This is a genomic window from Herbaspirillum sp. AP02 (assembly GCF_015767275.1).
Classification (GTDB): Bacteria; Pseudomonadota; Gammaproteobacteria; order Burkholderiales; family Burkholderiaceae_D; genus Herbaspirillum.
The window spans coordinates 178,735-194,900 of record NZ_JADWMY010000006.1 but is presented as its reverse complement, the minus strand read 5'-3'; the positions used below and the strand labels follow the sequence as shown (position 1 = coordinate 194,900).

Annotated in this window: 12 protein-coding genes; all 12 read right to left on the bottom strand. The window is 64.7% G+C overall.

The window, feature by feature from the left end:
- Positions 1 to 7: 7 nt before the first annotated feature.
- A complete protein-coding gene (locus I5R65_RS14320; protein ID WP_231395179.1) occupies positions 8 to 1,843 on the bottom strand; it encodes a sensor domain-containing diguanylate cyclase in 1,836 nt (611 codons plus the stop codon).
- Between the two features lie 255 nt (positions 1,844 to 2,098).
- On the bottom strand, positions 2,099 to 2,554 hold the full coding sequence (locus I5R65_RS14315; protein WP_180668305.1) for a MaoC family dehydratase: 456 nt from the start codon (positions 2,552 to 2,554) through the stop codon (positions 2,099 to 2,101).
- A gap of 59 nt (positions 2,555 to 2,613) precedes the next feature.
- Positions 2,614 to 3,642 carry a diguanylate cyclase gene (locus I5R65_RS14310; RefSeq protein ID WP_180668304.1) on the bottom strand — a complete coding sequence of 343 codons (1,029 nt, stop codon included), beginning with the start codon at positions 3,640 to 3,642 and terminating at the stop codon, positions 2,614 to 2,616.
- Positions 3,643 to 3,661: 19 nt separating this feature from the next.
- Positions 3,662 to 4,684, bottom strand: coding sequence for a chemotaxis response regulator protein-glutamate methylesterase (locus I5R65_RS14305; RefSeq protein ID WP_180668303.1), 1,023 nt, complete (start codon positions 4,682 to 4,684; stop codon positions 3,662 to 3,664).
- Positions 4,681 to 6,993, bottom strand: coding sequence for a hybrid sensor histidine kinase/response regulator (locus tag I5R65_RS14300; RefSeq protein ID WP_180668302.1), 2,313 nt, complete (start codon positions 6,991 to 6,993; stop codon positions 4,681 to 4,683). The genes I5R65_RS14305 and I5R65_RS14300 overlap by 4 nt, the downstream gene beginning before the upstream one ends.
- Positions 6,990 to 7,661: a chemotaxis protein CheW gene (locus I5R65_RS14295; RefSeq protein ID WP_180668301.1), complete on the bottom strand. Its 672-nt coding sequence runs from the start codon at positions 7,659 to 7,661 to the stop codon at positions 6,990 to 6,992. The genes I5R65_RS14300 and I5R65_RS14295 overlap by 4 nt, the downstream gene beginning before the upstream one ends.
- Positions 7,654 to 8,928, bottom strand: a complete 1,275-nt coding sequence (locus I5R65_RS14290) for a protein-glutamate O-methyltransferase CheR (RefSeq protein ID WP_180668300.1) — start codon at positions 8,926 to 8,928, stop codon at positions 7,654 to 7,656. The genes I5R65_RS14295 and I5R65_RS14290 overlap by 8 nt, the downstream gene beginning before the upstream one ends.
- On the bottom strand, positions 8,925 to 9,392 hold the full coding sequence (locus I5R65_RS14285; protein WP_180668299.1) for a chemotaxis protein CheW: 468 nt from the start codon (positions 9,390 to 9,392) through the stop codon (positions 8,925 to 8,927). Before I5R65_RS14285 ends, I5R65_RS14290 begins: the two co-directional genes overlap by 4 nt.
- A gap of 23 nt (positions 9,393 to 9,415) precedes the next feature.
- On the bottom strand, positions 9,416 to 11,041 hold the full coding sequence (locus tag I5R65_RS14280) for a methyl-accepting chemotaxis protein (protein WP_180668298.1): 1,626 nt from the start codon (positions 11,039 to 11,041) through the stop codon (positions 9,416 to 9,418).
- 237 nt (positions 11,042 to 11,278) lie between these two features.
- Positions 11,279 to 11,641, bottom strand: coding sequence for a hypothetical protein (locus I5R65_RS14275; protein WP_006464470.1), 363 nt, complete (start codon positions 11,639 to 11,641; stop codon positions 11,279 to 11,281).
- A 38-nt stretch (positions 11,642 to 11,679) separates the two neighbouring features.
- The gene (gene serB / locus I5R65_RS14270) at positions 11,680 to 12,546 is read right to left on the bottom strand and encodes a phosphoserine phosphatase SerB (protein ID WP_180668297.1); all 867 of its coding nucleotides are present in this window, start codon (positions 12,544 to 12,546) and stop codon (positions 11,680 to 11,682) included.
- Between the two features lie 65 nt (positions 12,547 to 12,611).
- A complete protein-coding gene (gene mfd / locus I5R65_RS14265; RefSeq protein ID WP_180668296.1) occupies positions 12,612 to 16,049 on the bottom strand; it encodes a transcription-repair coupling factor in 3,438 nt (1,145 codons plus the stop codon).
- Positions 16,050 to 16,166 lie beyond the last annotated feature (117 nt).

The window sequence follows — 16,166 nt, the reverse complement described above, 5'->3', positions numbered from 1 at the left end:
CCTGCCCTCAGGCGATGGGCGCCAGCTCGAAGCGGTTGCGGCCCCGCTCCTTGGCGCGATACAGGGCATCATCGCTGGCGCGCAAGACCTGCTCCTGCCCGAGGCTCTCGGCCCGCATCAGCGCGATGCCGATCGACAGCGTCACCTCCACCTTGTGTCCCTCATGCCATAGCGGCTGGCAGGCAAAGCTGTTTTGCAGGCGCGTCGCAAACTCTCCCGCGGCCTGCAGGTCCACGCTGGACAGGATCACCGCGAACTCTTCCCCACCCAGCCGCCCGGCGGCATCGGTCTTGCGCAACTGGCTCATGAGCACGTCGGCGAAGTGCCTGAGCACCTGATCCCCCACGGCATGTCCGAGGCTGTCATTGATGCGTTTGAAATGATCCAGATCGCACATCAGCACCGCCGCCGTACCGGCGATACCGCGCTGGATGCGGTTGTACTCTTCCTGCAGCCGCTGCATGAAATGACGCCGGTTGGGCAGCTGCGTCAGGTAGTCGGTCAGGGCGAATTCCTGCAGTTCGAGCTCGATGGCCTTGCTCTGGCTGATATCGCTGATGAAGCCATGCCACAGGATGGTGCCATCCTCCAGCCGGCGCGGCCGGGCCTGCCCGCGCAGCCAGCGCACGCACTGGCCCGGCGGCATGACCCGGAACTCCAGCACCCAATGGGAAGCGCCGGCCAGCACCGCCTGGCGTGCCGCTTCGTAGAGCGGCATGTCTTCGGGATGGATGACGCTATCGATCACCTCGGGCGTGTCCAGCAACTGCTGCGGCGTGAGGCCATAGGTCTCGCGTGCGCCTTCGCTGACATAGGTGAAGTTACCGCGTCCGCCCGGCGGCACCTTGAACTGGAACACCATGCCCGGTATTTCGCTGGTCAGGTAGTCCAGCATGCGGCTGCTCTTGCCCAGCTTCTCGGTGAGCCGCTTGATCTCGGTGATATCGGTGGTGGTACCGATCATGCGCAGCGCATGGCCCTGGGCGTCGCGCGCCACCACCTTGCCGCGACTGCTGATCCATTTGTAGCTGCCGTCGCGGCAGCGGATGCGATGCTCGACCTGGTAGCTGTCGGAGCGCGATTCGAAGTGCTGGCGCACGGTCTCCTGGACATAGGCCAGGTCATCCGGGTGGATGCGCTGGTAGGCGTCTTCCAGGTGACTGGAGAGCTCCCAGTCCTCATAGCCGAGGATGGCTTTCCAGCCGCGCGAATAATACATCTCGCCGGTGACGGCATTGCGGTCCCAGATGCCGGTGCCGCTCCCTTCGATGGCCAGCGCCATGCGTTCGTCGGCGACCCCGGGCGGCTCGCTCTTGAGCCGCACATGAACCGGCACCAGCGAACGTTCGATGGCCAGCATGGCCATCGATACCGCTGCCCCGACGCTGTCGCGATAGCCCTGATCGCGCTCGACGGCGTCATCGAACGGCGCCTCCCCTTCCGCGCACACCACCAGCACACCGGCCACCTCGCCGGCGAAGGAGCGCAACGGCAGCATCTCCCGCAGGCGCAGGCCGTACGGTGCCGCCGACTCGGTCAATCCACGCCAGAAGCGGGGTGTATCGGGATCATCCACGTCCAGCGCCGTCACCTCGGCCAGGATGGCCGGCGCCATGCGCGGCGCTGCGCCTACCCGCATGCGGCGCGCCTGGGCGTCGAACAGGAAGATCGCCAGCACGCGCTGTGAATAGGCGCAGGAAAAGCCGCTGGCGATGCGATCAAGCAACTGTTCCAGCGGTGCGCCGCGGGCGATATAGGAAAGCGTGAGGTTATTGAAGGCGAGCGCCTTGCGCGCAAAGTCGCAATCGCGGTTGTGCTCGGCGGCAACGGCGGCCGCGTCCATTTTTGGCGCTTGTTCTGACATCATGAATGCATGTTCGGCTATGACTTGGCGGTTCGACCACCGGCCGCGCCGGCCACCGTGGAAGGCCGCCGTATCGAGCCTTCACCTTAGCACCATACGCGAGCAAGTTGCACGAAAATCAATCCTGACCAGGCCATGCGATGCGTCCAGGCGACAAAGTAGGTGAGCTTCTGCGAGAAAGCAGACGGACCGCCCCATGGAAAGCGAGCCAGAGGGGGATCATCGACCTTCGGCTCAGTAGCAGCGCACGAGAAATTCAGCCACGCACACCGGCTTTTCCAGCCCCTCGCACTCTACCGTGATATTCCAGGTGAGCTGCAGGCCACCCGGCACATCCTCGACCGCCTGCAACGCGATGATGCCACGCACCTGGCGCCCCACCGGCAAGGGTGCCGGGAAACGCACCCGGTTCAGACCGTAGTTGAGCAGCATGCGCAGGTCCTGCCCCAGGCGGATGGATTCCGACAGCATCCGCGGCAGCAAGGCCAGCGTCAGGAAGCCATGCGCCACCGTGCCGCCATAGGGCAACTCCCGTGCCGCACGCGCCGCATCGACGTGAATCCATTGATGGTCGCCGGTGGCATCGGCGAAACGGTCGACCTGTTCCTGCGTGATGGTGATCCATGCGCTGGTGGCCAGTTCCTGGCCGGCCAGCGATTTCAGTTCTTCCAGGCTGGCGATGGTACGCATGCTGGTCTTCTCCTCGTCTTCTGGGGGTGGTCGTCGGGTGTCACAGCGCCGGCAGCGACTCAGGCCTCCTGCCAGACCACCCGGTTGCGGCCCTGCTGCTTGGCCAGGTATAGGCGGCGATCGGCCATCTCGATCAGTTCGCTGATGTCCTGCTCCTGGCCCGGGATCACGCAGGCCGCGCCCACACTGACGGTGAGCCAGGCACTGACATTGGAGCGTTCATGCGCGATCTGGTTGGCCTCGACCAGCTGGCATACCTTATGGGCGATGGTCTGCGCGCCTGCCAGCGGCGTGCGCGGCAGGATCATGGCGAATTCCTCGCCACCGAAACGGGCCGACAGATCGGCCGGCCGCTGAATGCTGTTGTCCAGCGTCTGCGCCACCCGGCGTAGAACGGCATCCCCGGCCACATGACCGTAGGTATCGTTGAAGAGCTTGAAGAAATCCACGTCGATCAGCAGCAAGGACAGGTCCAGACCATCACGCCGCGCCCGCCGCCATTCGGCGCCCAGATAATCATCGAAATAGCGGCGGTTGGCGATGCCGGTCAGGCCATCGGTATTGGTCAGGCGCTGCAGTTCGAAATTGGTCTTCTGCAACTGCTGCTGGCTCTCGCGCAGTGCGCGATAGGCGGCGTCGCGCTGCAGCAGGTTGATGTAGGAGCGCGAGTGGTACCGCAGGCGCGCCACCAGTTCGATCACATCCGGCAGCTTGACCATGTAGTCATTGGCGCCACCGGCAAAGGCATCGCGCTTGATCTCCGGATCCTCGCGCGAGGACAGCACGATGATCGGCACGTTGGCCAGTATCGTACTGGCGCGATACTGCCGCACCAGCGTCATGCCATCCACGCCGGGCATCACCAGGTCCTGCAGGATCACGGTGGGCCGGGTCTTTTCAGCGACCGCCAGCGCCTCCTCGGCACGGGTGCAGAAATGGAAATCGATGTGCGCTTCGTTGAGCAGGGCGCGGCGGATCGCCTCGCCCACCATGGCCTGGTCATCCACCAGCAACACCATGATCTTGTATTCGTCGCTCGGTGGCACGGGGCCGCCGGTCTGGATGTCGGTAGGGTGCACCGAGCTCATTGTTTCTTCCTTCTATTCTTCATGTTGACGCCACGATGGCTTGCAGCCGCGCGGCGATGGCCGTCACGGAGAGCACCTCGACGGCGGCGTTCAGGGCCACGGCCGCCTTGGGCATGCCATAGACTGCGCAGCTTTTCTGGTCCTGGGCGATGGTGTGATAGCCGTTCTCGCGCAAGGCCTTCAGACCGGCCGCGCCATCGCGCCCCATGCCGGTGAGCAATACGCCGGTGGCCTTGCCTTGCCAGTGCCGGACGATGCTGTGGAAAAACGTATCCACCGATGGCCGGTAGACGTCGGCGGCGGCACCTTCCACATAGGCCAGCCGGCTGCCTTCCTTGAATACCAGATGGTGGTTGCTGCCGGCCAGCAGGACTTCACCGCGGCGCGGCAGGTCCCCCTCCCCGGCCAGACGCACCCGCAACAGCGACTGCTGTTGCAACCACTGCGCCATGCCTGGGGCGAAGCCGGCATCGATATGCTGCACGATCACGATGCTGCCGCCAAACTCGCGCGGCAACTGCTTGAGCAAGGTGGCCAATGCCGCCGGGCCACCGGCCGACGCTCCCACCGCCACCAGCGGCGCCAGGTCTTCCGAGGACACTGACGGCAAGGGTCGCAAGCTGGGGCGCACCGGCGTGGCCACCACTTCCGGGCTGAGCCGACCGAGGTTGTCGATCTTTTCGATCAGTGCAGCGGCGTCGCGCTTGCCGGCCGCCCCGATCAGTGCCGGGGTCTGGGTGGCATCCAGCGCGCCATAGCCCAGCGCCTCGTAGATCTTGGCGGCGCTGGTATCCATGTCGGAGGTCACCACCAGGATCGGGCAAGGGGTGTCGTGCATGATGCGGCGGGTGGCTTCCACGCCGTCCACCTTGGGCATGAGCAGGTCCATCAGCACCACGTCCGGCAATTGCCAGGCGCACATCTGGACCGCCTGCTCGCCGTCACGGGCGATCCAGATCAACTCGTGACGGCCGCTCTCGGCAATCACCCGGCGCAATACTTCCACCATCATGGGCGTGTCGTTGACGATCCCGATCTTCACGATGTCGCCTCTCCAATCAAATCCGTGACGGCCTGCAACAGGCTTTCGTCATGGAAACTGCTCTTGGTGAAATAATGATCGGCACCGGCCTCCAGGCCGCGCTGCCGGTCTTCCTCACGATCCTTGTAGGACACGATCATCACCGGCAGCGACTGCAGCTGCGGTGCGCCGCGGATCAGGCTGACCAGTTCGATGCCATCCATGCGTGGCATGTCGATATCGGTAATGACCAGGTCGAAGCGCTCGGCGCGCACCGCATTCCAGCCATCCATGCCGTCCACCGCTACCGTGACCTGATAGCCTCGATTGGCAAGCATCTTGCGTTCCAGCTCGCGCACTGTCAGGGAGTCGTCGACCACCAGCACCTTCTTGCGGGCGGCCACGGCGACCTGCGCGGCACCGTCCTGATCCATCGTCTGCAGGCGCCCGGACGAGGTCAGCTTCTGCACCGTGCGCAGCATGTCGGCCACATCCAGGATCAGCAGCGGCGCGCCATCTTCCATCAGCGCGCCGGCCTGCACATCGGGGATCTTGCCCAGGCGCGCATCCAGCGGCTGCACCACCAGCATGCGCTCACCGAGGAAGGCATCCACCGCCACGCCATAGCTGTGCTCCTGCTCGCCGATGACCACCACGCAGACGCTGCCATCACGGGCACGCCACTGGCCCTTCTGCAAGACCTGATGTGCGCTGACCAGGCCGATCTGGCGGCCGTCATGGCTGAAGTGCTGATAGCCCTCCAATGTCTGCAAGGCTTCGGCCGACAAGCGCAGGGTCCGATTGACGTAGGCCAGCGGGAATGCATAAGGTTCACCGGCGATCTCCACCAGCAGGCTGCGGATCACCGACAGGGTCAGCGGCAATTGCATCAGGAAACGGCTGCCCTGCCCCGGCCGGGTGGTGATGCGGATCGTGCCGCGCACCTGCTTGAGCATGTCGGCCACCACGTCCAGCCCTACGCCACGCCCGGAAATCTCGGTCACGGTCTCGCGCAGGGTGAAGCTGGGCAGCAGCAGGAATTCCAGCAACTCGGCCTCGGACAGACGGGCCGCCGTCTCCTGGTTGGACAACCCACGTGCCACCACGGCACGGCGCAGTTGTTCGATATCGATGCCGGCGCCATCGTCGCTCACCTCGATGAGCAGCATGCCGGCGCTATGCCGGGCCTCCAGCCGCACCACACCCTGCTCCAGCTTGCCGGCCGCCAGGCGGGTGGCAGCGTCTTCGATGCCGTGATCCACGGCGTTGCGCAACAGGTGACCGATCGGCGCCTCCAGCTTTTCCAGGATGTCGCGATCGATCTGGGTGATGCTGCCGCTGATGTCCAGCCGCACCGACTTGCCCAGGGTATTGCCGACGTCACGCACCATGCGGGCAAAACCGCCAGTGCCATCGGCAAAGGGCCGCATGCGACAGGCCAGCGCTTCGTCATAGAGACGCTGCGACAGGTTCACCGAGCGGCGGTCGAAGACTTCCAGCTCGTTGAACTGGTCCCCCAGAAGCTGCTGGTTCTGCTGCATCAGCGTGCGCAATTCGGACAGCGTGGCCTGGCTGAATTCGTCCAGCTGCGCGGTGGACAATTTTTGCTGCAACAGGTCCAGCGTCTGCATGGCTTCGCGCTGCACCCGTTTCATGCGCAGTGTGCTGGCCGAGAAGGACTTGAGGCGACGCGATTCGACCAGGGATTCTCCGGTCAGGCTCAGCAGATGGTCCAGGCTTTCAGCACTGACCCGCACGGCGCGCGCACTCGCTGGCGGTGGCGCCGCCGTGGCAGGCGCCACCGGCGCAGCCTCGGGAGCGAGGACCGGGGCCACCATGGGCGTCACCGGTTCGGCCGCCGGCACCACCAGCGGAGCCGGAGCCGGGGGTGGCGCCGCTGCCGGCCAGGGCAGCGCCTCGCCACCATTCATCACCGCCGGCAAGGCCAGCAGGAAAGCTTGTACCTCCCCGTTGCCGGCGTGATCGGCCCAGGCCTCGTCGCCATCGGGCGGAGAGGCGATGCGCCCCAGCAGGTCGGCCCCGCGCAGCAGCACGTCGATGTGCTTTTTCTCCAGGATCAACTTGCCCTGCTGGGCCAGCACGAAGCAGTCCTCCAGTACATGAGCGACCTTGACCGCCGTTTCCAGGCCGACGATGCGGGCCGCGCCCTTGAGCGAATGGCCGGCACGCATGCAGGCTTCCAGGTGCTCGGCCGCCGTCGGCTGCAACTCCAGCGCCAGGAGGCTGGCGTTGAGCTGGGCGATCTGGCTTTCCGCCTCGAAACGGAACAGGTCCAGCATCGACATCTGGCTCAGGTCAGGCGTACTCATGTCATGCTCCGGTTGAGTACGTAGAACAGCAGTTCATGGTCCAGCAGACCGATCTGTCGGCCACGCCACTCCACCATGCCCCGCGTGCACTGGATCGCTGCATGGGCCAGCGTGGTCGGCACCGGCGCCAGGGCGTCGGGGGCATAGCGGTGGACGCCCACCACCTGCTCCACCGGGAACACCAGCGTCTGGCCTTCATAGGCCGTCACCAGCAGATGGGATGCCCCCTGCCCCTGCTTGGCCTCCGTCTGCAATTGCAGCAATTGCGCCAGCGAGACGCAAATGCGCAATGCGCCCCGGATATTGAGCACGCCGCTGATGGCCGGATTACGCTGGTGCGGCAGGCTGTGCACAGGACGGGGCTCGGCCACTTCCTGCACCACGGCGGTGGCGATGGCCAGCCACTCGCCACCGATGCGCACCACCAGCGCGGACGCACCTGCCCCCTGCTGCTGCGGCTCGCTGCCAACAGCGGAATGCAACCACTGCTGCGCGACCTCGGCCGAGGCGGGAATGCGGTCGAGCTGCTGCAGGGCGGCGCTGGCGAAGGTCGGGCAATTCAGGCAACGCAGGTGCTGCTGCAGCTCGGGACAACTACCATCGCCCTTGGTGCCGATGCGGTTCCAGCAGTCATCGATCATCACATCGGTATGCATCGCTTCAGCCATGTGCGTCCTCCCGTGACGGACTCAAGCGAGCGGCACGCTGACGCATCCGTTCGGCACCGACGGCGTCGCCCTGCGCCTGCAACAGTGCGGCCAGGTGCAGCAAGGCCGATTGATGCTCGGGCTCCAGATAGAGCGCCTTGCGATAGCAGCGTTGTGCATGGTCATGGTCACCGCTGGCATCGTGGATCAGGCCCTGCAGATAGAAGGCGGCCGCGCTCGGCCCCTGCGCCTGGAGCGCCTGATCACACAGGGCTTCGGCCTGCTCGAACTGACCACGGTCGGCCAGCAGGCGGGCGCGCTCCAGCAGGTCGGACGCAGGCGCGACCTCCGGCGATGTCGGCGACGGCACGGCGGCACGGCGCTTCGCGTGCACGGTCGGGGTTGCCGGGATCGCCGGCACCACCGCTTGCGCCGCGGTGGGCTTGCCCAGGGCGGCAACGGCCCAGGCCGAGGCATGGCCGGCACACTGCGCCACGGGACGCTTGCGAAACCCGAAAGCCAGTGCGATACCGGCTGACTCCAGACGCGGACTCAAGAGAATCCCCCCCTCGGCGGGACCGACGAAGATGACGGCATCCGGCTTCATCAGGCCTTCCAGCAAGCCCACCACCTCATGTTGCACGCCGCGCTCGAAATAGATCAGCACGTTGCGGCAGAAGATGAAATCGTAAGGGGCGGCATGCCGCAGGAAATCCGGCGCCAGCAGGTTGCCGGAGCCGAAGCGTACCTGCGCGCGGATGTTCTGCTGCAGTTGCCATCCGTGTTCGTGGGACTGGAAATACCGGTCGCGAAAGCCCAGGTCGCGCCCCCGGAAGGAGTTGCGACCGTAGATGCCGGCGGCGGCGATGTCCAGCGAACGGGTGCGGATATCGTAGGCGTCGATGACGAACTGACCGGGCATCACGCCGGCATCAAGCAGGGCCATGGCCAGTGAATACGGTTCTTCGCCGGTGGAACACGGCAGGCTGAGGATGCGCACCGGCAGCGCCGGCTGCGCAGCCAGGCGCTCGCGGGCCATGCGGGCGGCCGCCAGGATGGCTTCGCGATCACGGAAGAACCAGGTTTCCGGCACTACCGCCAGTTCGATCAGGGTCTGCAGTTCCTCACCGGAGGTCTGCAGCAACGCCAGGTAGAGACTGTCGTCGCTGATCTCCAGCACCGTCATGCGTTCGCGCACCACGCGCTCGATCAGGCTCGCACCCACGGTCGCCATGTCCAGGCCCATGGCGGACTTGAGCTTGTTGGCGATATGCGGCAAGGTCTTCATGCCGGCCCCTGCGGATAGAGCAAGGCGCGGGTGGCCGGGTCGAGCAGATCATCGACCTGCACCCGCTGCAGCAGCCCACCCTGGTAGGGCAACACCGGCCCCAGATAAGGCGCACCGTCATTGCTGACGGCGGCCGGGACGAATCCTGCCGGGTCGCAGCGCAAGGTCTCGGTAGCCTGCTCCAGGATCAGGCCCAGCAACTGCGGTGCGGCCAGGCCGGCACGATAATGCAGCAGCACCAGGCGGGTACTCACGCGGGCGGCGGCAGCACGACCCAGCGCCAGGCGCGACAGGTCGATCACCGGCACGTGACCATCGCCATGGGCCAACAGGCCGGCCACCCACGGCGGTGCCCCGGGCAAGGCCTTGCAGGGCGAGAGCGGCAACACCAGCGCCACCTCGGCGGTCGGCAGGGCATAGCGCTCGGCGCCCAGCGAAAACAACAGGAACAAAGACTCGCTCATGGTCAGGCGATCCGGCTCGCGGCTCAGTCCATTACCTTGAAGCGCGACACACCGTTGCGCAATTCATTGGAGACCACGTTCAATTCCTCGATGGCCTGGCTCGATTGCTGCAGCGACTCCACGGTCTGCTGGGCGGCTTCGGACAACTGCACCAGCGCCTGATTGATCTGCTCGGCGCTGTTGGCCTGGGCCTGCATGCCTTCATTGACGATCTGGAAGCGCGGCGCCAGCGCCTGCACCTGGGCGATGATCTGCGACAGCTGGCCACCGGCAGTCTGCACATCCTGCATGCCGCGCCGCACCTGGTCGGAGAACTTGTCCATGCCCATCACGCCGGCCGCCACGGCCGACTGGATTTCCTTGACCATGACTTCGATGTCATAGGTGGCCACAGCCGTCTGGTCGGCCAGGCGACGGATTTCGGTGGCCACCACCGAGAAGCCGCGCCCATGTTCGCCGGCCTTCTCGGCTTCGATGGCGGCGTTCAACGAGAGCAGGTTGGTCTGGTCTGCGACCTTGGTGATGGTGGTGACGACCTGGTTGATGTTGCCGGCTTTCTCATTGAGGATGGCCAGCTTGGCACTGACCGAGCCGGCCGCGTCCATGACGTTCTGCATGGTGTCTTCCATGCGGTTCAGACCGGCCTGACCATTGCCGGCCAGCGACGAGGTCTGGTCCGACACCACCGAGACTTCATTCATGGTGCGTACCAGGTCACGCGACGTGGCGTGGATTTCACGCGAGGTGGCACCGATTTCGGTGGTGGTGGCCGCCGTCTCGGCGGCGGTGGCCTGTTGCTGGCGGGCAGTGGCGGCGATCTCGGTGACCGAGGTAGCCACCCGCGCCGAGGACTTCTGGGCTTGCGAGACCAGTGCGGTCAGCTCGTCGGTCATGCGGTCGAAGCCGCTGCCCAGCACACCGAATTCATCATTGCGGTCCAGCGCCACGCGACGCGAAAAGTCACCGGAGCGCATCACATCGAGGATGCGCATGAGCTTCTGCAGAGGTTCATTGATGGCGCGCATCAGGAAGAAGCCGCAGATCAGTGCCGCCAGCAAGGCGGCCATCAGTGACATCAGCATCGCAAACTGGGCCGACGTGACGGCATCGTTGATGCGGCTGGCGGCATCGTCGGCCACGCCTTTGTTGACTTCCACCATGCGCTGGGTCAGCTGGTAGCCGAGACGCCACTGCGGGCGAATCTGCTCGTTGAACAGCTTGTCGACGGGCGCGCGCTGGCTGAAGTCCATCTTCAGCACCTCGGTGACCAGGGCGCGATACTTCTGGCGGGTTTCCTTGAATTGCTCGAAGAGCTTGCGATCATCGTCAGCAAAGACGGTCTTTTCGTAGTCTTCCTGCAGCCGGTCCAGCCGCTCGCCGTTACGACGCAAGAGCGCCAGATTGGCCTGGCGCTCCGCCTCGTTGGAATCGATCTGGGCGATCTGCTGGGTCATCAGCAGGTTTTCATACCAGGCGGCATTGATCATGGTGCTGTAGTACAGCCCGGGAGTCGAATCCTGGCGCAGCGCCGTGGCACTCTTCTCGATACGGCCCAGGTTGACCGCGGAGATGCCCGCCATCAAGGCCATCAGCAGCAGGATGAGCCCAAAGCTACCCAGTATGCGTTGCTTGATCGTCCAGTTCTTCATGCGCAGGTTTTCCCTTCCGTGGAAACGGCCTCCCGTCCGGCACGCACGGGCGAATGCCGGGCGAAAGGGGGGTAAACCGCATCATGCTGTCTAGTAATAATTCGAGATTATCATTGAAACGTTTCAATATCACTATTATCCCTTGCTACCGACAGTTTTGCTTCACTGCAATAAAAACGGCGCCCAGGGAGGGCGCCGTGGAAGCTTTCAGCTCGGCCGGATCCAGTCCGACCAGGATCACACCGGCATGGGCTTGTTGTCCTGCAGATCAAGGAAACCCTTGATGAGCCGGTAAGCCTTCCATATCCAGGCCAGCGCGAAGACCAGCACCGCCAGCGGGATGCCGATCACGGTCGCCCACAGCACGCCACCGGCGATGAGCCAGAACAGGTACCACCAGAACGAGCGGATCTGCCAGCGATGATGGGTATAAAGGAAGGTATCGCGGACATCGCCGCGCTTGAGGTAATTGACGATCAGTGGCAGGCAAGACAGCATGCCCAGCGAAAACACCAGGCAGGCGGCATGGGCCAGATAGAGCCACCATACCAGGTCGCGGCCCGATTGCGTTTGCGAATCCAATACCAGTTCCTGGTTCATCGTGTCTCCTGAAGTGGGTCGGTTGGCTGGTCCGGGATTCAGGCCAGCAAATTCAAGATGCCGTCCAGCCCGACGAAATTCAAGCCCACGCTGGCCTGGGCGCGCACCACCGGCTTGGCGCGGAAAGCGACCGACAGGCCCGAGATGCCCATCATGCGCAGGTCATTGGCGCCATCGCCCATGACGATGGCCTGGGACGGCTCGGCGCCGATCTCGCGGCAGATGCGTTCGACCGTGGCACGCTTCTCGTCCGCATTGACGATGCCGCCGACCACCTTGCCGGTCAACTTGCCGTCGGCCACTTCCAGGGTATTGGCGTGGGTGTAATCCAGGCCCAGGCGTTGCTTCATGCGGTCAGTAAAGAAAGTGAAGCCCCCTGAGACCAGCAAGGTCTTCAGACCGGCCGCCTGCACGGCCTTCAACATGTTTTCCGCCCCCGGCGAGAGTTGCAGGCGTTCGTCATAGACCCGTTGCAGGGCGCCGGCATCCAGGCCCTTCAACAACGCCACCCGGCGGGTCAGGCTTTCGTTGAATTCGATCTCGCCGCGCATGGCGGCCTCGGTGATCTCGGCCACCTGGGGCTTGAGGCCCTGCATGTCGGCGATCTCGTCGATGCATTCGATGGTGATGAGGGTCGAATCCATGTCCATGGCGACCAGGCGGAAATCGGCCAGCTGGCGACCTTCCTCGATGAAGGCATAGTCCAGGCGGGCTTTCAGGCAGGCGGCATCGATGCTGGACTTGAGCGTATCGCTCAGGCTCACGCCGGTCACCCGCCAGGCATCGGCGCCGGCCACGCGGCTGGGGTCGATGCGCTCGGCGCGAGCACCGGCCAGGGCGGCGATAGCGTCGATGGCGGCAGGAGAGACGGCGTGTTGCTTGGGGGCTTGCAGGATCAGATTCATGTCTTGGGGTGATGTCGTTGATGCGTGATGCGTTGGAAAAACGCTGGTGGGCCGGGCTCAGCCGATCAGCCGGTCAGCGCCTTCATGGTGGCCTTGACCTGCTGCACCCGCGCCGAGAGGTCGGGCATGCTGGCGGTGATACGCAGCTTGTCCTGGCCGTTGAGCTTGACCTGGCGGTTCTTCTGCACCAGTTCGATGATGCGCATGGCGTCGATCGGCGGATTGGGGACGAACTGCAGCAATGCCGCTTCCGAATGGGCATCGATCTTGATGATGCCCAGCGGCTTGGCGGCGATACGCAGGCGATGCGTCTCGATGAGTGCCTTGGCCGGGTCGGGCAGCTTGCCGAAGCGGTCGATCAGTTCTTCCTGCAGGGCGTCGATGGCGTCGGACTTCTCGCAGTTGGCGAAGCGCTTGTAGAGCGACAGCCGCTCATGCACGTCGCCGCAATAATCGTTGGGCAGCAAGGCCGGGGCATGCAGGTTGATCTCGGTGGTGGTCGAGAGCGGCGCGGCCAGGTCGGGCTCGCGGCCATCCTTCAGGGCGCGCACGGCTTCGTTCAACATGTCGGAATACATCTGGAAGCCGATCTCGTGGATCTCGCCCGACTGGTGGTCGCCCAGCACTTCGCCGGCACCGCGGATTTCCAGGTCGTGCATGGCCAGGTAGAAGCCACTGCCCAGCTCCTCCATCTGCTGGATCGCTTCCAGGCGCCGCTGCGCCTGCTTGGTCAGGCCCTGCACATCCTGCACCAGCAGATAGGCATAGGCCTGGTGGTGCGAACGGCCGACCCGGCCACGCAACTGGTGCAGCTGCGCCAGGCCGAACTTGTCGGCGCGATGCATGATGATGGTGTTGGCGGTGGGGACGTCGATGCCGGTCTCGATGATGGTGGTGCACAAGAGGATGTTGAAGCGCTGCGCCACGAAGTCGCGCATCACCTTTTCCAGGTCGCGCTCGTGCATCTGGCCATGGGCCACGGCGACGCGGGCCTCGGGCAGCAATGCTTCCAGCGCCGCCTTGCGGTTGGCGATGGTCTCCACTTCGTTGTGCAGGAAATAGACCTGGCCGCCCCGCTTCAACTCGCGCAGGCAGGCTTCGCGGATGGTGGACTCGTTCTCGGCCCGTACGAAGGTCTTGATGGCCAGGCGCTTTTGCGGCGCGGTGGCGATGACCGAAAAATCGCGCAGCCCTTCCAGTGCCATGCCCAGCGTGCGCGGGATGGGGGTGGCGGTGAGCGTCAAAACATCGACCTCGGCACGCAGGGACTTGAGCGCCTCCTTCTGGCGCACGCCGAAGCGGTGTTCCTCGTCGATGATGACCAGGCCCAGGCGCGAGAACTTCACTTCATCCGAGAGCAGCTTGTGGGTGCCGATGACGATGTCGATGGTGCCATCGCCCAGGCCCTTGATGGCTTGCGTGACTTCCTTGCCGGTACGGAAGCGCGACAGTTCGGCGATCTTCACCGGCCAGTTGGCAAAGCGGTCGGCGAAGGTGGTCGCATGCTGTTCGGCCAGCAGCGTGGTCGGTGCCAGGATGGCCACCTGCTTGCCGCCCATCACTGCCACGAAGGCCGCGCGCAGGGCGACCTCGGTCTTGCCGAAGCCGACATCGCCGCAGATCAGGCGATCCATGGGCTTGCCGCCGGTCATGTCCTGGATGACGGCGTTGATGGCGGCGGCCTGGTCGGCCGTTTCCTCGAAACCGAAACTGTCTGCAAAGGCCTCATAGTCATGCGCCGAATACTGGAACGCATGACCCTGCCGCAGCGCCCGGCGGGCGTACAGGTTCAGCAGTTCGGCGGCGGTATCGCGCACCTGCTGGGCCGCCTTGCGCTTGGCCTTTTCCCACTGGCCGGAGCCCAGCGCATGCAGCGGCGCATCTTCCGGCGAGGCGCCGGAATAGCGCGAAATCACGTGCAACTGCGAGACCGGCACGTAGAGCTTGGTTTCCTTGGCGTATTCCAGGTGCAGGAACTCGGTCTCGCCCTCGCCCAGGTCCATGCTGACCAGGCCCATGTAGCGGCCGATCCCATGACTGCTGTGGACCACCGGGTCGCCGATCTTCAGTTCGGACAGATCGCGCACCATGTGTTCCACATCGGTGGCCGCCTGCTGCTTGCGGCTGCCCACGCGGCGGCCGCTGCCGGCGTACAGCTCGGTCTCGGTCAGCAGCGCCAGGCCAGCGGCGGTGATGAAACCGGCCTGCAGCGGCGCCACGCCCAGCATCAGCGGCTCGTCGCTGGCCAGGAACGCATCCCAGTCCTCACACAGCACCGGATGCAGGTCGTATTCGGCGAAGTATTGCTGCAGGGTTTCGCGCCGGCCATTGGTCTCGGCGCAGATCAGCACGCGTTCGGCGCCCTTCAACAGGAAGCTGCGCAGGTTCACCAGCGGGTCGTCGGCGCGGCGGTTGACGGCGATGTTGGGCAGCGGGGCCGAGATGGCCGAGGGGGCGTCGTCGGTCTTGAGCACCCAGCGCGCATGGGGCTTCAGCAGGGTGAAGAAATCTTCGTCATCCAGATAGATAGCCCTGGGCTCCAGTACCGGACGTTCACGGTCGGCGTTGAGGAAGGTCCAGCGCGAGCGGGTATCGCTCCAGAAGCGCTTGATGGACTGCTCGATGTCGCCCACGGTGGCGAACATGGCATTGGCCGGCAGGTACTGGAACAGCGTGGCCGTCTCTTCGAAGAACAGCGGCAGGTAATACTCGATGCCCGCCGAGGCGATGCCGTTGCCGATGTCCTTGTAGATGGCCGAGCGCGAAGGATCGCCCTCGAACACTTCGCGCCAGCGGTTGCGGAAGGCCAGGCGCGACGCCTCGTCCATGGGGAATTCGCGGCCCGGCAGCAGGCGCACTTCCGGCACCGGATAGAGCGAGCGCTGGGTGTCGGCATCGAAGGTGCGGATGGTCTCGATGGTTTCGCCGAACAGGTCCAGGCGGTACGGCAACACCGAACCCATGGGGAAGATATCGATCAGGCCGCCGCGCACCGAATATTCGCCAGGCGACATCACCTGCCCCACGTGGGTATAACCAGCCAGGGTGAGCTGCGACTTGAGCTTGGCCTCGTCGAGCTTCTCGCCCTGCTTGAAAAAGAAGGTATAGGCCGCCAGGAACTGCGGCGGCGCCATGCGCAGCAAGGCCGTGGTGGCCGGCACGATCAGCAGGTCGCACTGGCCGGACTGCACTTCATAGAGCGTGGCCAGGCGTTCGGAGACCAGGTCCTGGTGCGGCGAGAAGGCGTCGTAGGGCAGGGTTTCCCAGTCCGGCAGCAGGTGGCAGCGCAGGCGCTCGCCCTCCTTGGGCTGGAACCAGGGGATTTCGGAGAGCAGGCGCTGGGCATCGGTGGCGCCGGCCACCACCACGGCCAGCATGCGGCCTTCGGCCTTGAGCGCCAGGGCCGCCTGGGCCAGCAGGTAGGCATCGGCCGAACCGTGCACGGCCGGCGGCTGGAAACGGACACCCGTCTTGGGCAGGGATTTTTTCGGATCGAAGGACATTCAGGATCGGAGGAGGATCGGCTTAACTCGACTTGATTCGGCCTGATTCAGGCTAATTCGGGTTGATTTGGCTTGATTCGGTTTATTGGATCGGCGCATCAACATGCGACCGCCGCA